The 26,117-nt window shown below is 36.4% G+C and carries 25 protein-coding genes and 1 pseudogene; 15 read left to right on the top strand and 11 right to left on the bottom strand.

Annotation, left to right across the window (positions count from 1 at the left end):
• Positions 1 to 78: 78 nt before the first annotated feature.
• Positions 79 to 966 (bottom strand): LysR family transcriptional regulator, encoded by an 888-nt coding sequence (locus tag CJF12_RS03915; RefSeq protein ID WP_051887287.1) that lies wholly within the window; start codon positions 964 to 966, stop codon positions 79 to 81.
• A gap of 101 nt (positions 967 to 1,067) precedes the next feature.
• On the bottom strand, positions 1,068 to 1,460 hold the full coding sequence (locus tag CJF12_RS03910; RefSeq protein WP_034684987.1) for a VOC family protein: 393 nt from the start codon (positions 1,458 to 1,460) through the stop codon (positions 1,068 to 1,070).
• Between the two features lie 85 nt (positions 1,461 to 1,545).
• On the opposite strand from CJF12_RS03910, the gene CJF12_RS03905 reads away from it, so the two are divergent.
• The 3 genes from CJF12_RS03905 (at position 1,546) to CJF12_RS03895 (ending at position 5,381) form a co-directional block, all read left to right on the top strand.
• Positions 1,546 to 2,730, top strand: a complete 1,185-nt coding sequence (locus tag CJF12_RS03905; protein ID WP_034684991.1) for an MFS transporter — start codon at positions 1,546 to 1,548, stop codon at positions 2,728 to 2,730.
• Positions 2,724 to 3,473 carry a DeoR/GlpR family DNA-binding transcription regulator gene (locus CJF12_RS03900; protein ID WP_034684992.1) on the top strand — a complete coding sequence of 250 codons (750 nt, stop codon included), beginning with the start codon at positions 2,724 to 2,726 and terminating at the stop codon, positions 3,471 to 3,473. Before CJF12_RS03905 ends, CJF12_RS03900 begins: the two co-directional genes overlap by 7 nt.
• 774 nt (positions 3,474 to 4,247) lie before the next feature.
• Positions 4,248 to 5,381: an FAD-dependent oxidoreductase gene (locus CJF12_RS03895; RefSeq protein WP_034684995.1), complete on the top strand. Its 1,134-nt coding sequence runs from the start codon at positions 4,248 to 4,250 to the stop codon at positions 5,379 to 5,381.
• Positions 5,382 to 5,468: 87 nt separating this feature from the next.
• Here CJF12_RS03895 and CJF12_RS03890 read toward each other — a convergent pair whose 3' ends face one another.
• From CJF12_RS03890 to CJF12_RS03880, 3 genes are all read right to left on the bottom strand, one after another.
• On the bottom strand, positions 5,469 to 5,759 hold the full coding sequence (locus CJF12_RS03890; RefSeq protein ID WP_034684998.1) for a DUF6150 family protein: 291 nt from the start codon (positions 5,757 to 5,759) through the stop codon (positions 5,469 to 5,471).
• A gap of 120 nt (positions 5,760 to 5,879) precedes the next feature.
• Positions 5,880 to 6,692, bottom strand: coding sequence for a hypothetical protein (locus tag CJF12_RS03885; RefSeq protein WP_034685001.1), 813 nt, complete (start codon positions 6,690 to 6,692; stop codon positions 5,880 to 5,882).
• A gap of 116 nt (positions 6,693 to 6,808) precedes the next feature.
• Positions 6,809 to 7,666 carry a helix-turn-helix domain-containing protein gene (locus CJF12_RS03880; RefSeq protein ID WP_034685003.1) on the bottom strand — a complete coding sequence of 286 codons (858 nt, stop codon included), beginning with the start codon at positions 7,664 to 7,666 and terminating at the stop codon, positions 6,809 to 6,811.
• A 91-nt stretch (positions 7,667 to 7,757) separates the two neighbouring features.
• On the opposite strand from CJF12_RS03880, the gene CJF12_RS03875 reads away from it, so the two are divergent.
• Positions 7,758 to 8,942: an MFS transporter gene (locus tag CJF12_RS03875; RefSeq protein WP_034685005.1), complete on the top strand. Its 1,185-nt coding sequence runs from the start codon at positions 7,758 to 7,760 to the stop codon at positions 8,940 to 8,942.
• Between the two features lie 90 nt (positions 8,943 to 9,032).
• On the opposite strand, the gene CJF12_RS03870 is transcribed toward CJF12_RS03875, so the two are convergent.
• Together CJF12_RS03870 and CJF12_RS03865 are read right to left on the bottom strand one after the other, a co-directional pair.
• The gene (locus CJF12_RS03870) at positions 9,033 to 9,302 is read right to left on the bottom strand and encodes a hypothetical protein (protein ID WP_157759836.1); all 270 of its coding nucleotides are present in this window, start codon (positions 9,300 to 9,302) and stop codon (positions 9,033 to 9,035) included.
• A 1,050-nt stretch (positions 9,303 to 10,352) separates the two neighbouring features.
• Positions 10,353 to 11,396, bottom strand: coding sequence for a beta-ketoacyl-ACP synthase III (locus tag CJF12_RS03865; RefSeq protein ID WP_168173093.1), 1,044 nt, complete (start codon positions 11,394 to 11,396; stop codon positions 10,353 to 10,355).
• A 284-nt stretch (positions 11,397 to 11,680) separates the two neighbouring features.
• Here CJF12_RS03865 and CJF12_RS03860 point away from each other — a divergent pair, with 284 nt between their 5' ends.
• The 6 genes and pseudogenes from CJF12_RS03860 (at position 11,681) to xth (ending at position 15,971) form a co-directional block, all read left to right on the top strand.
• The gene (locus tag CJF12_RS03860; RefSeq protein WP_051887289.1) at positions 11,681 to 12,685 is read left to right on the top strand and encodes a sensor histidine kinase; all 1,005 of its coding nucleotides are present in this window, start codon (positions 11,681 to 11,683) and stop codon (positions 12,683 to 12,685) included.
• Positions 12,682 to 13,440 (top strand): LytR/AlgR family response regulator transcription factor, encoded by a 759-nt coding sequence (locus CJF12_RS03855; RefSeq protein ID WP_034685011.1) that lies wholly within the window; start codon positions 12,682 to 12,684, stop codon positions 13,438 to 13,440. The genes CJF12_RS03860 and CJF12_RS03855 overlap by 4 nt, the downstream gene beginning before the upstream one ends.
• A 124-nt stretch (positions 13,441 to 13,564) precedes the next feature.
• On the top strand, positions 13,565 to 13,891 hold the full coding sequence (locus CJF12_RS03850; protein WP_034685013.1) for an ArsR/SmtB family transcription factor: 327 nt from the start codon (positions 13,565 to 13,567) through the stop codon (positions 13,889 to 13,891).
• A gap of 57 nt (positions 13,892 to 13,948) precedes the next feature.
• Positions 13,949 to 14,405 (top strand): annotated as a pseudogene (locus CJF12_RS03845) (DUF6428 family protein).
• Positions 14,406 to 14,420: 15 nt separating this feature from the next.
• Positions 14,421 to 15,032: a low molecular weight phosphatase family protein gene (locus CJF12_RS03840; RefSeq protein ID WP_034685015.1), complete on the top strand. Its 612-nt coding sequence runs from the start codon at positions 14,421 to 14,423 to the stop codon at positions 15,030 to 15,032.
• A 165-nt stretch (positions 15,033 to 15,197) separates the two neighbouring features.
• Entirely contained in the window at positions 15,198 to 15,971 is a 774-nt protein-coding gene (gene xth, locus CJF12_RS03835) for an exodeoxyribonuclease III (RefSeq protein ID WP_034685017.1), read from the top strand.
• A 19-nt stretch (positions 15,972 to 15,990) separates the two neighbouring features.
• On the opposite strand, the gene CJF12_RS03830 is transcribed toward xth, so the two are convergent.
• Positions 15,991 to 16,308, bottom strand: a complete 318-nt coding sequence (locus tag CJF12_RS03830; RefSeq protein ID WP_034685019.1) for a DMT family transporter — start codon at positions 16,306 to 16,308, stop codon at positions 15,991 to 15,993.
• Between the two features lie 415 nt (positions 16,309 to 16,723).
• Here CJF12_RS03830 and mug point away from each other — a divergent pair, with 415 nt between their 5' ends.
• Entirely contained in the window at positions 16,724 to 17,224 is a 501-nt protein-coding gene (gene mug, locus CJF12_RS03825) for a G/U mismatch-specific DNA glycosylase (protein WP_034685022.1), read from the top strand.
• Positions 17,225 to 17,240: 16 nt separating this feature from the next.
• On the opposite strand, the gene CJF12_RS03820 is transcribed toward mug, so the two are convergent.
• From CJF12_RS03820 to CJF12_RS03810, 3 genes are all read right to left on the bottom strand, one after another.
• Positions 17,241 to 17,867, bottom strand: coding sequence for a DNA-3-methyladenine glycosylase (locus CJF12_RS03820; RefSeq protein ID WP_051887290.1), 627 nt, complete (start codon positions 17,865 to 17,867; stop codon positions 17,241 to 17,243).
• 97 nt (positions 17,868 to 17,964) lie between these two features.
• Complete coding sequence (locus tag CJF12_RS03815; protein WP_051887291.1) at positions 17,965 to 20,136, bottom strand: S9 family peptidase; 2,172 nt, start codon at positions 20,134 to 20,136, stop codon at positions 17,965 to 17,967.
• A gap of 13 nt (positions 20,137 to 20,149) precedes the next feature.
• On the bottom strand, positions 20,150 to 21,544 hold the full coding sequence (locus tag CJF12_RS03810; protein WP_034685024.1) for an aminopeptidase P family protein: 1,395 nt from the start codon (positions 21,542 to 21,544) through the stop codon (positions 20,150 to 20,152).
• A gap of 187 nt (positions 21,545 to 21,731) precedes the next feature.
• Between CJF12_RS03810 and CJF12_RS03805 the strand changes: the two genes are divergently transcribed.
• The 4 genes from CJF12_RS03805 to CJF12_RS03790 all read left to right on the top strand — a co-directional run bounded on the left by CJF12_RS03805 (position 21,732) and on the right by CJF12_RS03790 (position 26,106).
• Positions 21,732 to 22,616, top strand: coding sequence for an AraC family transcriptional regulator (locus CJF12_RS03805; protein WP_034685026.1), 885 nt, complete (start codon positions 21,732 to 21,734; stop codon positions 22,614 to 22,616).
• Positions 22,617 to 22,704: 88 nt separating this feature from the next.
• On the top strand, positions 22,705 to 23,610 hold the full coding sequence (locus CJF12_RS03800; protein WP_034685028.1) for a dihydrodipicolinate synthase family protein: 906 nt from the start codon (positions 22,705 to 22,707) through the stop codon (positions 23,608 to 23,610).
• 16 nt (positions 23,611 to 23,626) lie between these two features.
• Complete coding sequence (locus CJF12_RS03795; RefSeq protein WP_034685030.1) at positions 23,627 to 25,111, top strand: aldehyde dehydrogenase (NADP(+)); 1,485 nt, start codon at positions 23,627 to 23,629, stop codon at positions 25,109 to 25,111.
• Positions 25,108 to 26,106, top strand: coding sequence for a 4-hydroxyproline epimerase (locus tag CJF12_RS03790; protein ID WP_034685033.1), 999 nt, complete (start codon positions 25,108 to 25,110; stop codon positions 26,104 to 26,106). Before CJF12_RS03795 ends, CJF12_RS03790 begins: the two co-directional genes overlap by 4 nt.
• Positions 26,107 to 26,117 lie beyond the last annotated feature (11 nt).

Below are 26,117 nucleotides of genomic sequence, written 5' to 3'. Positions count from 1 at the left end.
AGTCGTGTTGTTCTATTGATCAGTTAATTTTTTTGATTGTTATTAAAAGCCAGCTATAGAATTAGAATCATTCAGTGGTTATTTAAATAGTTTTCGCATCATCTCTATTTGTTCAGATGATACCTGGTTTTTATTATACGTAAGATAGAGAATATTGGATGTTTTACTGCTGGTATTCCATATTTCTTTTAAGTTTCCTTGTTCAACAAGGTCTTTTACTACAAAATCAGCCGCTACAGTAATCCCATTACCACAACTGCTCATTCCTTTTAGAATAGAATTATAATCCGGAATAATAAAACGGGGTTTAATATGGGGCCGTTTTTTAAAATTCTCCATCCAAAACTTTTTGATTGGAGTAAGGTCACTGTCATAAGCATACCAGTCTTGATTGGTCAGCCATTTTTCAGCAAGATCCATATTTCCCTTGCTGATATAGTCATCGAATAATGATGTGTCAAAATCAGAGCTGCCGATCAATAAAAACTTCTCCTGAAAAATAGGTTCACAAATCATATTTTTTTCGAGCGTCTGGTGAGGAGAAATTGTAAAATTCAATCTTCCTCTTTCCTGCTTCCGTATCAACTCATGCATAGGTTCAAACTCAAAAACCAGGTTTGCCGGAACTTTGCTGATTTTAGGAGCAAGAACATTATAAAAAAGCTCACTTTGAATTCCAACGCAGGTAAGCGGTATATGGCATGGGCGCGTATAGCGGAATTCGGCTTCTATATACTCCAGCTTTTCTATAGCATCAATAATCTGTACATAAAACAGTCTGCCGTAATCTGTAGGCACCATTTTTCTTGGCTTTCTTTCAAACAGCTGCTTTCCGATATGAGCTTCTAATGCAGATAAATGCTGGCTCACATTAGGCTGTGAAATAAGTAGTTCCTGTGCAGCACCGGTTAATGTACCCGTTGTATATATTGCTTTAAAAGATCGATACCATTCAAAATTTACCATACGCAAATCTAAATATATCCTGATTCAATTTTTCCTTTTTGCTATAAAATAATTTATAGTAAACTATAAATTATTTATCACCAGAGAAAAATTATTGGAAATCATTCAGTGATCTCTATCCAGTTCCCTTCAGGATCTCCTACAATACTTTCATAATATCCATCACCTGTTGTACGGGGTTCTCCGATAATATGAAAACCATCATGGCGTAATCTGGAGGTAAGAGCATCTACTTTTTCTTTACTACCGACAGATATTGCCAGATGAGCATATCCCATGATCATTCCTCTTGTATTGTCATTATCCATAATATCCGGTCGGTGCATCAACTCAAGCCTCACAAAAGAATTTTCTTTAAAAGATAAAAAATAGGAAGCGAATCCCTTGGCAGGATTTTCATATTTTTCATTACTTACCATCTCAAAATAATCTATATAGAACCTTTGCATCAGTTTTAAATTATGACACCATAAGGCAATATGTTCAATTTTCATTGTAAAAGTTTATATTTTTAATTAGAAAATATATTTGCAAACTTATGCAAATTTGCATAAGTTTGCATTACAAAATAGTTAATTAATGGAATTTAACAGAGTTGCAAAAGCCAAAACAGCCACACAACTGATATTCCTGGTTTGTGGATTAGGGATTGCCAGTTGGGCACCTATGGTTCCGCTTGCCAAAGACAGGTTGGCATTAAATGAAGCAGATTTAGGTCTATTGTTATTATTACTTGGTGGTGGTGCATTGCTGATGATGCCTTTATCCGGCATTCTGATCAATAGGTTGGGAACCCGTAAAATTATCGCCGTAAGTGTTTTACTTAGTGCTATACTCCTTCCATGGCTGTTAATCATATCCAATATCTATTTGATGGGTGCTGTTCTTTTCGCGTTCGGATGCAGCATTGGAACTATTGATGTTGCCATGAATGCTCATGGCGTACAGGTACAAAATGAATACGGAAAACCAATCATGTCTTCTTTGCATGGACTTTTTAGTGTTGGAGGACTTTTCGGATCACTGGGATTGGGATTTCTCATGAAGTTAGGGCTAAATCCTATTTATGCTTCAGTAAGTATATCCATTCTACTTATTTTCCTTTTAGTGATTCAGTTTCGATTTCTGTTTGATTATGAAACGGAAAGAGAAATTATTCTTAAGTTTTCTCATGTCGATGTAGAGAATAAAAACACCTCCCGATTTCAGTGGCTGGATTCAAAAATTTTAGTGCTGGGATTGATGTGTTTTATTGTGTTTCTATCTGAAGGAGCTATGCTGGACTGGAGTGCCGTATTCCTAAGAGATACCAAAGGAGTAGAACCTGAGTTTTCAGGAATAGGATATGCTGCTTTTTCCGTAGCCATGGCTGTAATGAGATTGTCCGGAGACTCTCTTATCAGTAAATTAAATAGCCGGATCGTTGTCATTGGAGGAAGTATTATTGCATCATTAGGTGTGATGATCTTGACATTCAGTACGTGGATACCGTTATCACTTGCAGGGTTTACATTACTTGGAGTGGGTGCTGCGAATATCGTTCCCGTATTTTTCAGTGAAGGCGGAAGAATTTCCGGAATTTCCTCCACAGTTGCCATTCCTGCTATTACGACAATAGGCTATGCCGGATCGCTGGCAGGCCCTGCATTATTAGGGTTTATTGCTCATCATTTTTCTTTGACCGTTGCCTTTGAAATGATAGCTTTGCTCTTTGTTTTGGTCGCTGTTATTTATAAATTCAGAAAGAATCCGTCATCATGCTAAGAGAAGAACGTTTTGAGTTAATCCTCAGTCAATTAAAGAAAAAAAACAAAGTAAAATTTGAAGATTTAGCTTTGGCAATGCACGTTTCTGAAGATACCGTAAGAAGAGATATCGAACAGCTTCATCGTAATGGACTATTATCTAAAGTCCGTGGTGGAGCCATGCTAAGAGAAAAAGATCCGCTTTCTTTTCATGACAGACAATCCTTTCTGGCCAATGAAAAAAATATCATTGCTCTGAAGGCACAACAGTTTATTAAAGATGGAATGACCGTCTTTATGGACGGTGGCACAACCATTGGTGCTGTAGCGAACTATATGCCTTTGGACATTCGTCTACGCGTGATTACCAACAATACATCACTTATTCCTGTATTGAGCAAGTTTAAGAGGGTAGAGCTGATCCTTTTAGGTGGTATATATGATAATGATCTGGCAGTTACTACCGGAGCTACCACCTGTAATGAAGCCTCTCAATTTATTGCTGACCTTTTTATCATGGGAACCTGTGCAGTAGATGCTGAATTCGGTGCATTTGCAACATCTATTACCGATGTGGAAACGAAAAGGACTATGATTAAATCTTCAAAAAAGATCATCGCACTAGCCAATCAAAATAAACTTCGCCGTACAGAACCTCTTAAAATATGTGATCTTCTGGATATTGACATCCTCATTACCGATTTAGCTTCAGGTGACCAGGAGTTAGACAGTCTGAGAAACTTATCTGTTCAAATCGTATAATGATGGCTTTTAATCCGGTTTGTCTTGATATGAGGAATCTGTGGAATAATAATTTTTAGAATCTCGAGGATTGAGCAGATTTTATAAAAATCTCTGATTTTTTTAGAACTTAAGTGTACTTCTTATGCAGTTTGATGGAACTTAAAGAAACTAAAGTGTTAAAATCTCCTATGTCTGTTGAGATTCCTTCATTCCGCTACGCTTCATTTCTGAAATCGAAGATTAGACGAAGTCAATGACAAAAATTGGGTTTAGCCACAGACAAGAAACATCTGCGTTATCTGTGGAATCTGTGGGACAATAAAAGTTTCAATCCTTGCTGAGTGAAACGCCTTTGCGCCTTAAAAATACATTACTTTTAAAATTCTTTGCGTCTTTGCGTTTAACTATACTCAATTGTTTTTCAACGCAAAGGTTAATAATCATACTGCATATTGAGAGTTAGCAAAGAATGGCTTCGCTTATGAAGCTTATGTTATCTTCCTGTGTTGAGATTCTCCTTCACTTCGCTCTCAAATTGAAGATTAGACGAAGTTAATAACAAAAATTAGGTTTAGCCACAGACAAGAAATATCTGCGTTATCTGTGGAATCTGTGGGACAATAAAAGCTTCAATCCTTGCTGAGTGAAACGCCTTTGCCATTTAAAAATACATTACTTTTAAAATACTTTGCGTCTTTGCGATTAACTATATTATTTTGTCGCATTTTTACAATCCTTCTTCAATTGCATTCCAGAATTTTGTAATCAAATAAATACACAAAATTTAAAGACATGCAAAATATACTAAAAGACAAAAAAGTAGCTATTATCGGTGGCGGACCTGTAGGTTTAACAATGGCCAGACTACTTCAACAAAAAGGAGTAGAGGTAACCGTTTATGAGAGAGACCAAGATGCTCAGACCAGAATCTGGGGAGGTACCCTTGACCTGCATAAAAGTTCTGGACAGGAAGCGCTAAAAAAAGCCGGACTGCTCGAAAAATATTATGCTACTGCCATTCCTATGGGAATTGTCTTTGCCAATGAACAAGGCCAGGTATTACACACCCGAAAAACTACGCCTGAAAATCAATACGATAATCCTGAAATAAACAGGAATCAGCTCCGAACAATACTTCTTGATAGCTTAACACCTGACACTGTTGTCTGGGACAGAAAATTAACCCATCTCGAAGTACATAATGGAGAATGGCTGTTACAGTTCGAAAATCAACCTGATGCCACTGCAGATTTTGTGATCGTTGCTAATGGCGGAATGTCAAAAGCAAGAAGCTATATAACTGATACAGAAATTGAAGAGACCGGTAGTTTTATCATACAAGGTGATGTTCCCCAACCGGAAATCCAATGTCCTGAAATATATCAGTTATGTAATGGCAGTAGATTGATGACCGTAAATGAGGGTAATTTACTTGTTATCAATCCTTATAATAATGGTTCGCTAACTTATGGCTTAATCATTCAAAAGCCGGAGGAATGGAATCATGGTCATATTTTAAACTTTCAAAACAATGAAAGTGTAATTCAATATCTTTCAAAACGGCTATCCAACTGGAGTGAACCTTTTCAACACTTGTTTCAGGTAACCTCTTTTTTTGTTGGATTACCTACCAGAAAATTACCCTTAAATTCCTGGAAAAATAAGCGTCCTCTTCCAATAACCCTTATTGGTGATGCAGCACACTTGATGCCTCCTTTTGCCGGTCAGGGTGTAAATATCGGATTAGTCGATGCGTTGACCTTATCCGAAAACCTAACGAATGGAAACTTTGATACTATAGAATCCGCTGTTGAGGATTATGAACAAAAAATGAAGGTATATGCTGCTGAAGCGCAACTTGATTCAAGTACCAATGAAAAAGAAATGCATGAGCCTGGGTTTTCTTTTCTACAATTTTTTGATTAAGTCTCCTAGCACATACAACAAAACCAGCAAGCTTGCTGGTTTTGTTGTATTTAGATCGTTATTTTTTAATTATTCTGAATCAGACAGCTATATTTTCGTCAGCTTTCCTTTTAACCGATGCTCACTTTGCCATCCCGCACTTCCGTCATCACTTACAAAATGAACCAACACATCCGCAGTCGCTTTAGAATCTGAAAAGTAAACATCCAGATCTGAAAAGGTGTCAAATTTTTCAATATACCAGAACGCTTCATTTGCTTCAGCCTTCAGTTTTGAATTCGTTTTATAAACAAGCAGATCAGCTAAACTTTTCACATCGGTTTCATAAACCTTCAGGTCGCTTGCAGATTGTGAATTTTTGATACTTACTTTCGGCATTTCTTTTTGTATTTGGGTTAAAAAATTCAGTACTATGACAGTGTCACTATATACTCACCGAAAGATACTAATTTATAATTAAATGGATTACAGCATCTTACGAAGTGTAGAAACTTTCATTTATTCCTTACCCGAATCTTTTACTTCAGCATTCAGTTCCTCTTCAAACTCAATCATAGCTTTAGTCGTCCCAGATTTTATACTTCCATTCTTTTCTCCTTCATCCCATGTTTGAAAAGCCTTGTCACGTAAGCCTAACGTATAATAATAAGAGCCAAGAACAGTATATCCTTCAGGTTCACCAAGGCTGATAATTTTTGAAGAAAGAGCAATCAATTCAGGGTGAGGCTTTATCTTTTTAGAAGCTATTTTATCCGGACTGCTTAACACACCCGGAGTATACTGAAGCATTTTTATTCCAAAAAGGTTCATGCAGGCTTTAGCCAGTCCTTTATTACAAAGACCCTCGTTCATTTTTGAAAACTCATCAGAAAACAGAACCTCAAAGTCATTACTTTTTTTCGTTTTATCGAAATACTCAGCCAATAATTCAGCCTTTTTTTGAGCTTTTCCCGAATCTGTTCTATGGTTAGCAACAATCGTATCTTTTCTGGGAACCCAAACACCTTTTTCAACCCATGATGAAATTCCTTTTAATTGACCCTTATTGATTTTAAGAATAAAAATACTTTTGTCAGGATAGATCACAATACTGTCATTTCTTGTAAAATAATCCCCATAGTCCATTCCACCGATCATTACCTTTCCATTTCCATCAAAACTAAAACTTTTATAAAACGTTTCACTTCCTTTTTCTTCGTAATAACCATGCAATTCATTGTTTGCCTTCTGGGCATTAATACATTGCAAACAAAATAATACGAATACGAATAGAAATTTCTTCGGTAGGATAGAGGAGTAAGCTTTTTTCATATGGAGGCTTTTATTAAAAAGTTATGCATACTGAAATGATCAGTTGCATTCACAAATTTAATTTTTTCCAGGTAAACCTAATGTAAATATTTCTTGATTGAATCCAAACGGATGAATTAATTAATCTCAACAGATTCATTCACAACCTGTCTTTTCTTTCGAAATTCCGTTAAGCTGATTTGATGACGTTTTTTGAAAAATTTATTTAAATGGCTTTCGTCTGCAAAACCAAATTCACTCACAATTTCATTGATTCTCATATCGCTGAACATCAGGCGATGCTCGATCAATCTCATTTTATAATTTGAAATAAAATGTTGAATAGTTTCTCCACACTGGTTCTTAAAATAACTTCCTAAATAAGTCTCGGACAAGCCAAATTTCTGGCTAATGACTGAAGCTTTTAATAATTGAGGATCGTGAATATTACCCTGAATATAATCTATGATGCCCAATATTCTTTTATCAGCATTGATGTGAGCATTAGCCGGCTTCATCTTTGAAATATTTCTGGCTGCAATTACAATTAATGCATTGACATAATGCAATGTAAGGTCCTCGTTATAAAGGTCATTATGCTTCATACCATGAAGAAGTGAATCAACTATCGATTTCACCAGAAACTCATCCGGTTTATTCCCAAGAATACATCCTGACAGATGGGAAGCATGGTATAATAAGCATTCTATACAATTAATATTGTTCCAGTTATACTCTCTGATGTAGCGTTCACTAAATTTTACAAACAAAAATTCTGTTGTATCGGATATTTCGAAACTGTGATGATCATTGGGGGTAAGTAATATGAGACTTCCAGATTTATAGGTTGTTATATTATTATTAATTTTAAAAAAACCGGAACCGGAGATCACATAGACCATCTGGAAAAAAGAAAACAAGTGATTCTTTACCGGACAATCTTCAGTTTTATAATATTCCACCTTTACCAGCTGATCTATATTTTCTTTTTTCATGCTGTAAAATTACTATTTTATCATGAAATTATACTGATTTAATAAAAATTTTCTGTCCAATTTTGTGAAACAGAAAAATTAATTATCATCAATGAAAAAATCGATTTACATATTGGCTCTGGGAGCCTTTGGTATTATTACTACAGAATTCGGCGTCATCGGGATTCTTCCAACCATCAGCAGAGAATTTCATGTGCCTATTGACACGGCAGGCTGGTTGCTAAGTGCTTTTGCGATTACCGTTGCCATCTCTTCTCCGTTTATCACTGCACTGACTACTAAGATCAACCGTAAGCTTTTGTTATGTATGGTATTGGGTATATTTGTTTTATCCAATATTCTTTCGGCATTTTCAACCAATTTCACCATTCTTATGGTTGCCAGAATCTTACCGGCCTTTCTGCATCCTCTATTCTGGAATATCTCTATGGCCATTGCATTTAAACAAGGTGGCCCTAAAGCTGTATCAGTTGTGATGACCGGTCTTAGTCTTGCTACAGTATTGGGAGTTCCTATAACCACTTACGCCGCAGATTTCTTTAATAACTGGCAGGCATCATTTTTCCTGAGCAGCTTTATAAGTCTTATTGCTTTTCTGGGACTCTTATTTTTTGTGCCTTCTATACCCGGAAATAAAGATAAAACATCACAGAACCAGTTGTATGTATTAAAAAGTCCGCAGCTTTGGCTAAACCTTATATCTACTATCCTTACTCTTGCCGCTATGTTTTCCAGCTATACATATCTGGCTGCTTATCTCGAAAAAATTACCCATATGAATGGAGCCGAGATCAGTGTTATGCTGCTTCTGTTTGGAAGTCTGGGAATTTTAGGAAACTGGATTATGGGAATGGCTTTGAATAGAAATGTAGTGTTGACCGCCAGATTATTTTTTATTTTATTAATTTCTGTTCAGATATTGGCTTATTACTTTGGAGGTATTTTTACCGCAATGGTTGTTATTGTTTCTTTTTGGGGAATGGTTCACACCGGAGGATTTTTGGTACCCAATATCAGGACTACACAAGCAGTGCCCCATCAGGCACTAGAATTTGTGAATAGCCTTTTAACCTCATGCTACAATATCGGAATATCATTAGGAGCATTTGTAGGTGGATTTATCATTACACAATATGGAATTCATCAGATTGTATGGATCAGTATTGCTCTGCTGGCAGTTACTTTAGGACTAAGCTTCATTACATTCCCTAAAAAACAAGAAACAGAAGAGAAAAGTGAAAAAATAAATATGACACCCTCTGTTTGCGAATCATAAATATCCGATCAGGATTGTCAATACGAATCAGCCTTATTCCGAAGTTTCGGAATAAGGCTGATGTATGTGATACAAATGGTGGGATTACATTTAGCCATTTTTCTTTGGAGTCACATGAATGACATTGGACGCGCCAGGCTCAATAACAAAATGGACACCGATTCCTCTTTCATCCTCTCTGCCTTTAACAGTTGATCCCGTTACTAAAGTCAGCTTTCCCTGAAAGACAGGATGCGGTGCACTAAGTGGAATTTCTATTTCTTCATCATTAATTGTTATGATAATTGATTCTGCATCAATCTTATTCCGCGTTCCATCTTCTCCCACAGCATAGACTATATACTTATTGTTATCATCCATTATTTTATAATTTGGTTGCATCAAGTTATAAAAAATCCATTACATCTGGGGGATGATTACTTTGAAGTACGAAAATGTGTTCACCAATGTTCTGGCTGGGGTAAACTTCTATTGTTTGTAAAAGCAAAAAGGCTAAATCGCGGAATTGTAAAATTGCTGAATCGTTGATTTGTAAAACCGTAGATTTAGCGAAAGTTTGTCATTTACGACAGGAGAAATCTCTTCATATTCTTAACTTCTAAAATAATTCTTAATATTTTAAATTGAACCATTAAGTTTGGAGTTAAGTTGTTAAGATTATTAAGCATATGGATAACGTTTATCAAGAAACAAAGTGAGAAATCTAAAATCGAAGATTAGACTCTTTGCTAAGTGAAACGCCCTTGCGTCTTAAAAACACTTTATTTTTAAAAACCTTGCGACTTCGCGCTTAATCAGGCTCAACTGCTTTTAACACAAGTATAAATCAGAATGGTGTATATTTTTAAACTCTCGCAGATTTAGCAGATTTAAATAGCTGATATTCTCTTTGCTAAGAGAAACGCCCTTGCGTCTTAAAAAACGCTTTATTTTTAAATCCTTTGCGACTTTGCGTTTAATTATGTAAGCTACTTTTAACACAAGTATAAATCAGAATGCTGCATGTTTTTAAACTCTCGCAGATCTGGCAGATTTAGCAGATTTAAATAGCCGACATTCTCTTTGCTAAGTGAAACGCCTTTGCGTTTAACCATATTCAGCTACTTTTAACATAAAGATAATCAGAATGCTGCATGTTTTTAAACTCTCGCAGATCAGGCAGATTTAGCAGATTTGGATAGCCATCGAAATACCTTTACCACATTATTTTAAAATTCTCAGCGACTTTGCGTTTAGCCAAAAAAATACAGTGATACAAAGCAGATTACGGAGCCTGCTTTGTATTTGTATTGGTACGAACCATCGAACCGTCTGAAAAAAAAGTAAAAAAATTTACAATAATTTAGTTTTTCATCTCAAAATATATATTCACTGATAGTTAATAATAAACAATTTTTCAAAGAATGTTTATTACTCACAACTCACTTCTAATCCGCTATTTTGTATCTCCTGAAATTCATAAGCCGGACTTACTTTCGCCCATTCAAAAACAGTGGCTCCCCACGCCATACCTGAACCAAAGGATGTCAATAAAATCTTATCACCTTCTTTAAATAAATGATGATAATCTGATAAACATAAGATAATAGAAGCACTTGCTGTATTTCCTAAATTTTTCAGGTTAGATAGCATTTTAGATTCTTCTATTCCCAGATTCTTAGCAACAGACTCTATAATTCTCATATTAGCCTGATGTGGAATAACCCAGTCTATATCTTCAGCAGACATATCATTCTTCTCAAGCACTTTTCTACAAATATCCGTGATCGAGCTTACTGCCTTTTTAAAAACAACCCTTCCTTCTTGTTTTAGAAAATGGTTTCTTTTCAGAACATTCGTAAGGTTAATAGGATCCTGAGACCCGCCAGAAGGTACCATTAATGATTCCTGATTTTCACCATCTGTTTCAAAAAGAGATTCTAAAAAACTCTGTTTTGGTGAGGGCTGTAGTAATGCCGCACCGGCGCCATCACCAAATATAACAGTGGTATTTCGATCATTAATATCTATCAGGGAACTCATTTTATCAGCCCCTACGATAAGTACTTTTTTGAATCTTCCACTTTCAATGAAAGAATTCCCTACCGACAAAGCGTATAGAAAACCGGAACAAGCCGTATTTAAATCAAATGCCAAAGCATTTTTAAAATTCATTTTTTTACAAACAACATGAGCAGTAGAAGGCATTTTATAATCCGGTGTTGATGTTGCTACAATGACGGCATCTACATCTTCCAACTCCACATCGTATTTATTTTGCAGATCCTGTATGGCAAATACGGACATATCCGATGTAGCATACCGATCATTTTCAATCTTCCTTTCGTGAATTCCAGTTCTTTTTACAATCCAGTCTTCAGTGGTATCCAAAATGCCTTCTAAAAATGAATTTGTTCTTGCGAATTTTGGCTTATATCCTCCGAGTGCAACAATGTTTGCATAATTTTTTTTCATCATCGTGTTTAGCTTTAAAATTATTTAAATAGTATACTCTTGTAGTCACTATCCCTCTTTGAGTCAACTTTGCTAACACAAAAATCTAAGATTTTTAGTCCAAAAAAAATAAAAAGCAGACTGAACCGGATAAATTGACGACTGAACTCATATTTTTTTTAACTGAAGTTTAATACATTAGTATAAAGTTTTAACTGAAGTTTTTTATAATGATTATCACGCGACTGTTACTCATATTATTTTGTTTTATTGTATCCAATTTTATTCTCTATTGGATCGATCCAATGTCTTTATTTTGGAAAAGTTATTGGAACTATCCTATTTCAAAATTAGTTATAGAGTGGGGGTTAGATTTACTTGCCTGGGGCATTATTATTGAATTATACCTGCGCATAGATCAGTATCTGAATCGTTATCTCACCTGGGAAAAGAATACTTTATCAAGACTGTTTTTACAGACTCTGGTATTAATTATTCTTGTATTAACTTCCACTTTCATCAGTATATTCATAATTTCCAGAGACAATCCGGCTTATTTATTCGAGAGCAGAAAAAATTTGTTCCTTCAATGTGGTATTGTTTCTATGCTTACTTCATTGTGTATGGCTACTTTATATATTGGAAACCATTTTTTAAGAAAGTTTAAATTAGCAACTGTGGAAGTCGCTGAAGAAAAAGTAAGAACGGCAGTATTAAATCAAAAACTGGCAGAACAGCGTCAGATTGAAGCAGAATTAAGATTAAAAAACCTTCAATTACAAATTGATCCACATTTTATTTTTAACAACTTAAGTGTTTTATCTGAATTAATTTTAAAGGATCAAAAGGTGGCTTACGAATATGCTGAAAACTTTTCCAGACTTTACCGCTACTTTTTGAAGAACCTGGACAAAGAGCTTATATTCTTATCTGAAGAATTAAATTTTCTGAAAGCCTACATCTTTTTAGTAAAGATAAGAACAGGCGAGCACGTTAACTTTTCAGTGGAAGTGAATTCCAATTTTGAGTTTTACCGTCTCCCGCCATTTACTTTGCAGCTCCTGATAGAGAACGCTATCAAGCATAATAAAGCAACTACAAATTCTCCGCTACAGATTACAATAGAAAGTTGTAATGATGATGAATATTTAATTGTGCGCAATAGCCTTAATCTTAAGAGTAAAAAAATAAATACCTTTGGAATAGGATTAAACAATATCATCACCAAATATTCCCTGGTATCGGAAAAAGTTCCAGAGATATCAGAGGATAATAAAGAATTTACCGTACTAATTCCATTAATAAAATGACCAATATTCTAATTGTTGAAGATGAGGGCTTAAATGCAGAGAAACTTATCCGCATATTAAAAGAATTACGCCCTAATTATACAGTACTTACCGTTTTGGAAAGTGTTGAAGATTCTGTTAACTGGTTTCAATCCAACCCTCATCCTGATTTGGTATTTATGGATATCAGGCTTTTAGACGGCTTAAGCTTTGAAATTTTTGAACAGGTTACCATACAAAGTTCCATTATTTTCACCACAGCTTTTGATGAATATGCTGTAGAAGCCTTTAAACAGAATAGTATAGGATATATACTGAAGCCTGTAGAAAAAGCAGAGTTGGAACAAACAATTTTAAAATGGGAAAGCCAGCCGCTTCGTTCCACAGATTTAAAAATAAATAAGGTGATTGAATCTTTAAGCAATCATAAAAAGGAATTCCGGTCAAGGTTTTTAATTCCCTTCAGAGATAAATTCATATCACTGCCTGTCTCTGATATAGCGCATATCTACAGTGAATCAAAAATAACCCGTATTGTCACCTATGACTGTAAAGAATATATCATCAATCAGACATTGGAAGTTTTAGAACGAGAGCTTGATCCGAAATTTTTCTTCAGGGTCAACCGTCAGTATATTGTCCATATCAGTGCCATATTAGAAATCTATAACTATTACCATGGTAAACTGCGCATAACACTGAAAAATAATCCGGAACTGGAGATTTTTGCCAGTAAAGAAAAATCATCCTATTTTAAAGATTGGCTGGACTTCTGATAAGACAAAATGCTAATAAAAAAGTGTTAGTTTCTAATCCATCCATTTCCTCAAAAGTTATATCATTAATAGTTTTTTGGTTATTTTCATTATTTATCGTAATATTGCGATATAAAATAAAGCAATGGGAGCAACCAAAACGGATCATTTTACAGAGCAGCAAAATAAAATAGCAGGTATTGCTAAAGCACTGGGACATCCAGCCAGAGTTGCTATTATCGAATATTTACTAAAAGTGAATACTTGCATTTGTGGAGACATTGTCAATGAACTTCCTTTGGCTCAGGCTACTGTTTCCCAACACTTAAAAGAGTTAAAGAATGCCGGATTAATTAAAGGAAGTATTGAAGGAACTTCAATTTGTTACTGTATTGATGAAAAAACTTTTGAGATCTTAAAAGAATACTTTTCAAAAATAATTTCCACTACTACCATCCAAAAATGCTGCTGATGCATTTTTTTTAAATCAAACCATCGTAATATTGCAATAAACAAATAAAATAAGAACATGAGATTATCTGAGATCAAAAAAATTTTACCCACATTGACTAATGTTGAATTTCAATTAGAAAATGGTCACTTCGTTCCTGAACACTTCCACGTTACTGAAGTAGGGACAATAACAAAGCTTTTCATCGACTGCGGAGGAACAATACGGAATGAAAAAGTCATCAATTTCCAGCTATGGAATGCCAATGATTTTGAACACAGATTAAAGCCATCCAAACTTTTAAGTATTATCAAACTATCTGAGGAACAATTGGGAATCGAAGATGAAGAGATTGAGGTTGAATATCAAGACAATACAATTGGTAAATACGATCTGGATTTCAATGGAAAGACCTTTATACTTAAGAACAAAACAACAGCCTGCCTAGCCGGAGAAGCTTGTGGTATTCCCGAGGAAAAACAAAAGCTCCCGTTGTCAGAACTCATGCTGTTCTCCGGATTCCGGATGCTGCTAAATAAACTAATTAATGATGTTCACCAAACTCCAACAGACAATAGAATTACTGCAAAATGTAGAAATCACCGAAGAAAGGAAGGCTATACTCAGACCATTGGCTGAATTCATTCAAAATAAACTTACAGATAAAAAGCTGATCAACCTTCATTTTATCTGTACGCACAACTCAAGGAGAAGTCAGCTGTCACAGATTTGGGCACAAATGGCAGCTGCTTATTTTAATATCCCGAGTATAGCATGCTATTCAGGAGGGACAGAAGAAACATCAATATTCCCTGCAGTCCTTCATGTATTGGATGAACAGGGATTTTCTATTCAAAAAATTTCTGATTTCGAAAACCCTGTTTATGCTATAAGATACGATGAAAATTCGCTTCCTATCATAGGTTTTTCAAAAAAATACAATGATCCATTTAATCCTGCTAATGGTTTTGTTGCTGTAATGACATGCACACAAGCAGATGGAGAATGCCCTTTGGTTTTCGGAGCAGAAGTACGCATTCCAATAACATATGAAGATCCGAAAATATCCGATCATACTCCTGAGCAGACAATAACTTACAAAGAAAGAAGTTTACAAATAGGAGCAGAAATGTTTTATACTTTTTCTCTGATCAGCCAGTAAAATAATGATGAAAGCCACTACGCGGTATTTTTAAGGTATTGAATATCAAATTACTTTAGATCTCCATTATATTGTTTAATATGATTTTTCAATAAGATTTAAACCATCTTTATGGAATAATTATTGCCCCATATTTCTAGTATACAACCACTTAATAATACTGATATGAAAATAGCAACATATAATGTCAATGGTGTGAACGGAAGGTTGCCGGTTTTGCTTCAGTGGTTAAAAGAAAGCAAGCCTGATATTGTCTGTCTCCAGGAACTAAAAGCGCCACAAGAGCGATTCCCCATAAATGAAATTAATGCTGCCGGTTATCAGGCTATATGGCGTGGTCAAAAAAGCTGGAATGGTGTCGCCATACTCTCAAAATATGACATTACAGAAGTTCAGAATGCCCTTCCGGGAGATCCTGAAGATATTCAAAGCCGTTACATAGAAGCTATTATCAATCAAATTGTCATATGCTGTTTTTATGTCCCTAATGGCAATCCTTATCCGGGACCAAAATTTGATTATAAACTGGAGTGGATCAAACGTCTAAAGAAACGAACCAATGAGCTAATCAAAATGGAGCTTCCCGCCATCCTGATTGGAGACTTTAATATTATTCCAGGCCCGCTCGATGTTTATAAGCCTGAACGCTGGGAAAATGATGCTCTTTATCGAATTGAAGTAAGGAAAGCATATCAGGAATTTTTAAAAAAGGGCTGGCTGGATTCTATCAGGTCATTATATCCTGAGGAAAAAATCTATACTTTCTGGGATTATTTATACAAAGCATACGAACGCAATGCCGGTATCAGGCTTGACCATATTTTACTGAGCCCTTACCTTATTCCAAAGCTGGAATCCGGTGGCGTTGATAGTCATGTCCGGGGTTGGGAAAAGAGTAGTGACCATGCTCCAGTATGGATTCAGCTGAAGAATCAATAAATAATAAGATTATGTATTTCTAAAATATTTTCAGTCCCACTATTCCCACGACAATCAATAATGCGGACATGAGTCTGAGTATATTGGCAGAGTCATTAAAAAACATAATACCTACTAAAAGGGTACCTACTGCACCAATTCCTGTCCAGACAGCATATGCTGTACCAATAGGAATCGTCTTCTGAGAATACCAAAGAAATCCGCCACTCATTGCCATACATGCGACAGCAAAAAGAATCCAGACAAATTTACTATACCCAGGCTGTTGTGCCATTTTAATTCCTAACGGCCAGCCAATTTCAAAAATTCCGGCAATAATTAAAGCAATCCAATTCATATGATCCGATATTTTATTATTCTTAATTTAAAAAATAGGACTGGAAACATACCAATCCTATTCAACACGATTAAGTTTACAATTGGCCTTTAGGCCTACAAGGAATTTACTACTGTACAAAAGATTTTTATTGGTTCTTAATCCATGCTGCAATTTATAAAAACTGAAAACTATGAGTAACTAAGCGTACAGCAATCAATTGTATGGTAAAATTATTATTAAATAATGATTTTATTAAAGTAAATCTGATGACCTGACCAAATTGGATACTGAAGTGTCCATTTTCCAAGATGAAATCTCTGAACTATAGAAGTATGATGATTTTTTACATCAATCTTAATATAAAGAGATAGCCCAGAACCCATTAAATTTTTATAAATTGCTATAAACAAACAATTAACATACAGTTCTAACAATGCTGATAGATATTATAGCAAAAGACCTGAACGTTATCTTTTGCGGAATCAATCCGGGTTTAAAATCCGCAGGAGATGGACTTCATTTTTCAGGGAGAAGCAATCGTTTTTGGAAAGTCCTTCACCAGGCCGGTTTTACACCTCATCAGATCGAACCAGTCAATGGGTCAACCATTTTGGATTTCGGATATGGCCTCACCACTGCAGTAGCAAGGGCAACGTCCCGTGCAGATGAGCTTTCAAAAGAAGAATTTGACCAATCTCTTGAAACCTTTAAAGCTAAAATCACAGAATTCAAACCTCAATATATTGCTTTTCTGGGAAAAGCAGCGTATCAGGCTTTTTCAGGTAAAAAGCAACTTGTATGGGGAAAACAGCCCGAAGACTTTTGTGGTGCCAAGGTTTGGATCCTCCCTAATCCGAGTGGTTTAAACCGTGGCTTTACTCTGGATGATCTTGTGAGCTCGTATTCAGAATTATATGCAGCAATTCAATCGTGAAATATAATATCTGTAGTTAACCTTTATTCGGCTTGCTTACGTATGTATTACCCTTAACAAAAAAGCGCCAGGGGAGAAGGGCATCTTCCTGAGCATAAGCCACTCCGATACGAGGACCTGCTATAACCTCATCAGAGGTATATCTGATTTTACGATCTTCAATCCAGATTTCCTCTCCCGTTAGATCTTTTTTATTAAAAGACCGGTCAATTCCCAATGCTTTAGCAGCAGAACCCGGGCCTGATGAAATTGCGGGTTTAGTAACAGGCATCTTTCGTCTGGATTCCATGATTTCCTTTCCCACTAATGGCTCAATAGCTCTAATCAATACAGCATGAGGCTCATCCTGTACTGAACTTACAATATTAAAGAGATGATGGATGCCATAGCATAAATAGACATAAGAAATTCCACCCTGGCTATACAATGTTTCGGTTCTATCTGTTCTTCGTCCGCCATAGGCATGAGACGCCTTATCAATAACCCCAAAATAAGCTTCCGTTTCTACAATAATCCCAGCTGTCACTTTACCATCGATCTGTGTGAAAAGTACTTTTCCCAAAAGATCTTTGGCTAAAAAAACAACATCCTGATTTTGATAATAAGAGTACGAGAGCTTCACGTTAGCTTGTTTATTTTTCATACCAATCAAAGGTAGCGAAAATTACAATCCCTATAAGATGCTAGGCTAGCTAAACTACATAAAAAAATCCCACAATCATGTGGGATTTTTTTATGTATTATCTTCCTCCTGGAGGACAATGCTCTTTCAAATATTTGGTAAACATCGTAGCCAGATGGAGTGACGTTCCTTCTCCTTCACTAATGGAGTGTGTTCTGTTAGGATAAGACATCAACTGGAACTGTTTATTGTATTTTACCAATTCATTAATATACGCTTCCGTATTCTGGTAGTGTACATTATCATCTCCGGTTCCATGAACCAATAAGAGATTTCCTTTCAGATTTTTGGCATAAGCCAGGGGAGAACCATTGACAAAATCCTCTCTGTTTTCTTGTGGAAGTCCCATATACCTTTCCTGATAAATATTGTCATAGAACAGCTGGTTAGCTACCGGAGCAATGGCTATTCCCGTTTGGTAAATATCCGGATACTGCCCCAAAAGATTCAGTGTGGAAGATCCACCACCGCTCCAGCCCCATACTGCAACTCTGGAAGTATCTGCGTAAGGCCATTTGGCAAATAAAGCTTTTGCTCCCATTGCCTGATCTCGAATATTAAGCTGTCCTATTTTACGATAAACAGACTTTCTCCACTCACGTCCTCTGGGTGCTGGTGTCCCACGGTTTTCAAGAGAAACATATAAATAACCGTCCTGAGCCATATCACCTATATACAAACTGTTCCAGCCTGTATAGAAGTTGTCTGTTACCGTTTGTGCTCCTGGCTCTCCATACACAGTGAAAACAATAGGATATTTTTTATTAGGATCAAAATTCTTAGGTTTTACCACCCATCCATCCATAGTAACGCCGTCTTGTGTAGTGATCTGGAAAAACTCTGCTTTAGACTTAGCAGGGTCTGCTTTTGCAGTATTTTTTGCCACTACCAGTTCTTTATGATCCGGAAGTGATATAACACTTCCGATAGAGTGTCCATTCACACTGCTGTTATTAAACATAGCCAATTTTCCATTGGGTGAAATAGTATAAGCATTAGAGCCCGGGTAAGCTTCGGGAGTAACCCTTTCTGCCTTGCCACCATTCAGGCTTACTTTATATAAATACTCCTGAGTAGCATTCTTTGGGGAAGCTATGAAATAAATAAGTTTATTCGGAATATCAAAAAATTCCGGTTTTATAACATCAAAAGCATCTTTTGTAATCAGTGTTTCTTTTCCGTTTAAATCTATTTTATAAATATGTCTCCATCCATCTTTTTCAGAAAGCCACAGGAATTCTTTTCCGTTATTAATCCAGTCCCATCCACTAGGATCATTATCATTCCATCGTGATTTTATATCAATCCATGCAGGATCGGTTTCGGTATAAATCGTTTTACTGGCTCCCGAGCTGGCATCTGCGATTATAATTTTACTTTCATTCTGCTTTCTGTTCAATTGCTGAAGAATAATAGATTTGGAATCCAATACCCATTCCATTCTCGGAACATAGTGCTGTACCTCATCTCCTGTTATGTTAGCCTTTTTTGAAGATTGGGTAGCCAAATCATATAGCCAGATACTGCAACCCGAAGGGTTCTCGCCAACTTTAGGATATTCTACCGGAATGGTAAATGAATACAAGCTATCCGTATTATTAATCATCAGGAAGTTTTTAGTTCCCCGTGCATCCAATTTCCAGTAAGCAATTTTACTTCCGTCCGGAGACCATCTGAAACCATCCTGAGTCCCAAACTCTTCTTCATAAGCCCAGTCAAAAGTACCGTTAATGATTCTCTCCGTTCCATCAGTAGTGATTTTGTTGAACTTATTGCTTGAAAGATCTTCAATATAAATGTTATGTTTAGACACATAAGCTACTTTTTTCCCATCCGGAGAAAACTTAGCAAACATTAATGATTCAGCCGGTAAACCTTTCCCCAGCTGGGTAAGCTTTTTTGTATTTTTATCAAAAATCCAGTAATCTCCCCGTGTATTGTCCCGCCATACTTTCTGGGTATTGGCAAACAGGAGTAAACTTTTTGCATCAGGGGATACTTGAAAGCTCTGAACATCTAAGGCTTCAGAACTTCTGGAGGGAATTAATTCACTAGGACTTAAAAAAGTCTGATTTTTTCCGGGACTCAATAGATTGACAATTTCGATCCCGTTTTTAGTAAATGAATAATAGGCATTGCCATCAGGTGTCCATTGTGCTTTTTGTGCAGCAAGCGGCGACAGGCACAGGAAACATAACGCAATTTTAACTAGTTTTTTTATGTTTCTCATATAAAGTATTTGATTAAGCTAAATGTTCTGTTCTGTAATTTTCAATTTCCTCAACGGTTTTAATCAATCCATTTCCTAAAAGCCGGTATCCATCACTTGTGATCAGGAAATCATCTTCAATTCGCACCCCTCCAAAATCCCGGTACTCATTGACACGATCATAATTGATAAAGTCAGCATTTTTATTTTCAGCTTGCCATATATCGATTAGTTCAGGAATTATATAAATACCCGGCTCAACGGTTACTACAAATCCCGATTCTAAAGACTTGCCTAAACGTAAAGATTTAAGCCCGAATGTTTGAGTATCTTTTGGTTCTCCTTCAGTATATCCTACATATTGCTCTCCAAGATCTTCCATGTCATGAACATCGAGTCCCATCATATGCCCCAGGCCACATTGGAAAAATAAAGTATGGGCATTATTTTTTACAGCTTCCTCAGAATTTCCCTTCATGAGCCCTAAATCAATAAGTCCTTCTACCAGATGCTGTGAAGCTTTCAGATGAATATCCTTAAATGGAATACCCGGTCTTAAAAGGCGCTGGGCATTCTCAAAAGCATTCAGGACGATTTCATATATTTCTTTTTGCTTGGTACTAAAAGCATTACTGACGGGGAAGGTCCGTGTTAAGTCACCTGCATATCCCATAGCCGTTTCAGCTCCGGAATCATTTAGGAAAAGATCCCCGTTTTTAAGGGTATTAAGACGATAATGATTATGAAGTATACCTCCGTTAATCGTAACAATAGGAGGGTAGGACATTGGGCACTCTTTATTTCCTGCAAGATGTTGAATAGCATTTGCTATTTCATATTCTTTAACACCCGGCTTAGCTATACGCATAGCCAGCAAATGCATTTCATTGGATACATTAACAGCCTGTTCTATCTGTACAATTTCCTGAGCTTCTTTTACTGAACGTTGTTTTACAACTGCCTTGATCATTTCAACAGAAGGTTGTAGCTCTGCTATTTTAATGCCCAGAAGATCACTCAACAGGATTTTATTCGAAGACTGATAGGGAGGAAGATAATGTACTTTTCTACCGGAGTCTTGCGCCTTTCGTACGTATGTTGAAAGCTCATCATATGGTAAAGTTTCCTGAACCCCGGATTTTAAACTTTTTTCTTTCAAAGTTTCCTGTCTGCCCATCCATACAATATCATCGATACTTAATTCATCTCCGAAAACAATAGTCTTATTTTCATCGATATCAATAATAGCAGCAATTTTCGGTTCCTGGATCCCCAAATAATACAGGAAGGTACTGTCCTGACGGAAATAATAAGGGTTATGCTCAAAATTTACAGGGTTTTCTATATTTCCTAAAAACAATAGAATTCCACCCGCTACATTGCTTTGCAATACAGCTCTTCTGTCTTGATAAGTTTGTACTGAAAACATATATTTATGAATAGTTTTTATTTTAAAAGTTTAAAGTTACGATTTTGTACTATTTTAAGGCCTTTATTCATTAAAATAATAGAAATGTAAAGATTGTATTTTAATATCATATTTAATGTTCATATTTTACTTAAATTCAACAATATTTTAACACCTCTGCTCATTCACTGCCTAAAGTATTGATTGTATGAAAAGTCTTCAATTCTCAGTCCCTGCCGACACCAATAAAAGTATCCGTATTCAGGAAGATATAATGCCCAATTTTTATCCTTATTTCCATCGGCATACGGAAACACAGATTATGTGGATCCTTAAGGGGCATGGTACTCTTGCCATAGAACAGAACCTTTTTACCTTTGAGCCCGGAGATATCTTCTATTTGGGAGCCAATCAGTCGCATGTGTTCAAAGGAGATTTTGCAGAAAATGAAAAGCAAAAAGTTCATGCTATTTCCATTTTCTTTGATCCTGATAAAAAAATATCCGCTTTTTTTGACTTACCGGAATTTGAAGAACTTAAAAACTTCATTGAACATTCAAAAGTAGGGTTTCAGGTCGCCCCCAAATTAAAATCAAGTGTAGGAGAAAGCATGGCAGGATTACAAAAGACTCAAGGCATAGAGCAAATCATAGGTTTTATAAAGATTCTCAACCACCTGATGCAAAACAGACATTTGCATATTCCTTTATCTTCAGAAAAAAATCTGCCTAATCATATTTCAGATAATGACCAGAGAATTATAGATGCCCAAAATTATATTAAGAAAAACTTTACCCAACAAAAATTAACTCTTGATGCCATTGCTAAAGAAGCTTGTATGACCCCTCAGGCATTCTGCAGATCCTTTAAAAAGCGCACCAGGATTACTTATATTAAATATCTTAATGAGTTAAGAGTACAAAGAGCCTGTAGATTATTAACCTCAAGCAGTATGTACAGCATTTCTTCCGTTGCCTTCAACAGTGGATTCAATAGCTTAACCAATTTCAACCGGGTTTTTAAATCTATTATGAAATATTCACCCAAAGAATACCTGAAGCATTATAAAGAAGCTACTTTTGACCACGAATAGCTACATGTTAAAATACGGTTAAAATCTATTAAAATATTAACATTTATCATTTTAAAATTCACCTAGTTTTGAATAAATATTATTTGATATGAGTACAAAACTAAACTGGGAAGGGATTTATCCTGCTGTATTAACTCCTTTTACGAAGGAAGGAAAGATTGATTTTGAAATGTTTGCTGTTAATACAGAAGCCCAGATTAAAGCCGGAGTTCATGGTATTATCCTTGCCGGAACATTAGGAGAAGCCAGTGCACTGGAAACCGAAGAAAAATTTGAACTTCTTCAATATGCCAAAAAGATTACACAGGGCAGAATTCCTGTTATCCTTAACCTTTCTGAAAATACAACCAAAAATGCCATAAACTTTGCCCAAAAAGCAAAAGAACTGGGAGCTGATGGATTAATGCTTCTTCCCCCAATGCGTTATAAAGCCGATAGTCGTGAAGTGATAGAATACTTCAAAGCCGTTGCCACAGCTACAGACCTTCCTATCCTTATCTATAACAACCCTGTTGATTATGGAATTTATGTAACCCTGGAAATGTTTGATGAGCTTATTGAATGTCCAACTATTCAGGCGGTTAAAGAGTCCACCAGAGATCTGGCCAACGTAACCAGAATGATTAACCGTTTTGGAAAAAGGATTAAAATTCTGGGTGGAGTAGATACTATCTGCCTTGAAACGCTGATGCTTGGTGCTGATGGATTGGTAGCAGGACTTGTAGACGCTTTCCCTCATGAAACAATGGCCATGTATAATTATGCCAAAACAGGGGAATATGATAAAGCAGTAGCCATTTACAGATGGTTTATGCCATTATTAGAGTTAGATATTCATCCAAAGCTTATTCAGTATATCAAACTGGCTGCTACCACTGAAGGAATCAGTAATCCTTATGTAAGAGCACCACGTCTTGAACTTCAGGGTGAAGAAGCTGAAAGAGTCAATAAAATAATTGAAGAAGGCAGAACAAATCGCCCAGTATTAGATTAACACCAAAACAAAAGCTATGATTGAAGAAACATCAAAAGAAAACATTGAGATAAGGGTTCAGATGGCTTCCGAAGCATATCAGTTCCTAAAAAGTACAACGATAAAACAACGGGCAGTATTCATGAATGCTGTTGCCGATAAAATTGAAGCTTTAGGAGAAGAACTTTTAACGACTGCTCATGCTGAAACTTCATTACCTCAGACAAGACTTACCGGTGAAAAAGCCAGAACAATAGGTCAATGGAGAAGTTATGCAAAAGCAGTAGCTTCGGGGATCTACATTGAGCCGAGAATTGATCTTCCCCAACCTGAAAAGCAGAAAGGAGATCTCAGAAAATACAATATAGGATTAGGATCTGTTGTAGTTTTTGGAGCCAGTAATTTTCCTTTTGCTTTTTCCACAGCAGGAGGTGATACGGCAAGTGCTATAGGAGCAGGCTGCCCGGTTATTGTAAAAGCCCATCCTGCCCATCCTAAGACCTCCCAGATGATGGCTGATGCTATCACCAATGCCGTAAAAGAATTTGGATGGCCTGAAGGGATCTTCAGCCATATTACCGGAACCTCTTATGAAACAGGAGTTTATTTAGCGCAGCACAAAGATATTCATGCCGTAGCATTTACGGGTTCATACAGTGGAGGAAAAGCCTTATTTGATATAGCCAATCGTCGAGAAAATCCTATTCCTGTATTTGCAGAAATGGGAAGCATTAATCCTGTATTTGCCCTTCAACACTTGATGGAAAATAAAGCAGAAGTTTTAGCTAAAGAATATATAAGTTCATTAACATTAGGAGTAGGACAGTTCTGTACCAATCCAGGAGTATTTATTGCTGTTAAAGGACCATCTCTGGATCGCTTTATTTCTGCATTAAAAAATGAAATTCATGAAATTATACCTGCCAATATGCTGCACAATGGCATATATGAAAACTTTGCAAAGCATACATCCAATGCAATAAGTCAGCCGGGTATTGAAGTCATTGCTACAACGGAAGCAGAAGAAGGGAAAGGAAATGCTACGATTATAAAAACCAATGCACAAAGTTTTCTCAATAATCCTGTGCTGAGCGAAGAAGTCTTCGGACCTTTTGGAATTATTGTCACTTGTGAAAGCAAAGAGGAACTTATACAGATCGCTCAAAACCTAAAAGGACAGTTAACCATTACTGTTGCAGCCACTTCAGATGATGTCCATGAAAACGCTGAACTGATTCATCTTTTGAAAGATAAATGTGGAAGACTCTTATTCAACGGAATACCTACCGGAGTGGAAGTGGTGTATGCCATGCAACACGGAGGGCCGTTCCCATCTACCACAGATTCCCGTTTTACTTCCGTAGGTCCGGATGCCGTGAAACGATTTGTTCGCCCCATTTCTTTTCAGAACTGGCCGGATGAATTCTTACCGGAAGAACTGAAGAATGAAAACCCATTGCAGATCAGCAGAATCGTAGATGGGGAAGTGAATGTAAAATCATTAAAACTAGAAACCGTATGAACAGAACATTTTTTTGCATAGACTCGCATACTTGTGGCTGCCCTGTACGTCTTGTTGCGGGTGGAGGACCTATTTTGAAAGGAAATTCCATGATGGAGCGCAGGCTTCACTTTATGAAAGAATATGACTGGATCCGAAAAGGATTAATGTTTGAACCCCGCGGCCATGATATGATGAGCGGAAGTATTCTTTACCCACCTATTGATGAAGAAAATGACATCGGAGTTTTATATATTGAAACCAGTGGCTGCCTTCCGATGTGCGGGCACGGCACCATAGGAACAGTTACCATTGCCATAGAAGAAGGCTTGGTTATTCCTAAAATTCCGGGAAAACTACGATTGGAAACCCCTGCAGGACTTATCCTTATAGATTATATCCAGGAAGGGAAGAAAGTAAAATCGGTAAAATTGACCAATGTAAAATCTTTTCTGTATGCTGAAAACCTTGAAGTAGAATGCCCGGATCTTGGAGTCATAAAGGCTGATGTGGCCTATGGTGGAAACTTTTACGCCATCATTGATCCTCAGGAAAACTTTAGAGATATTTCTGATTTTACCGCGAGTCAGCTTATTCACTATGGAAAGATCATCAGAAGCTTGCTTAATGAAAAATATGAGTTCATTCATCCTGAAAACGAACATATTTCAGGTTTAAGCCATATTCAATGGACGGGAACTCCTACAGATCCTAAAGCCAGCGGAAGGAATGCCGTATTAGTAGGTGAAAATGCCTTAGACCGTTCTCCTTGTGGAACAGGAACTTCAGCAAGAATGGCTCAATGGTACGCAAAAGGTAAATTAAAAGAAGGCGAAGAGTTCATCCATGAAAGTTATATCGGATCTCAGTTTATCGGAAGAATTGAAGGAACAGCTGCCGTTGATGGTAAACCGGCTATTATCCCGTCAGTAGAAGGCTGGGCTAGAATTACCGGCTACAACCAGATTATTATTGATGATGAAGATCCTTATTGGCAGGGATTTCAGGTAATGTAAATTCTGTAATA

The sequence above is a fragment of the Chryseobacterium piperi genome, from assembly GCF_002285635.2.
Taxonomy (GTDB): domain Bacteria; phylum Bacteroidota; class Bacteroidia; order Flavobacteriales; family Weeksellaceae; genus Chryseobacterium; species Chryseobacterium piperi.
The sequence above is the reverse complement of the archived record's forward strand: the minus strand, read 5'-3'. Positions and strand labels throughout refer to the sequence as shown.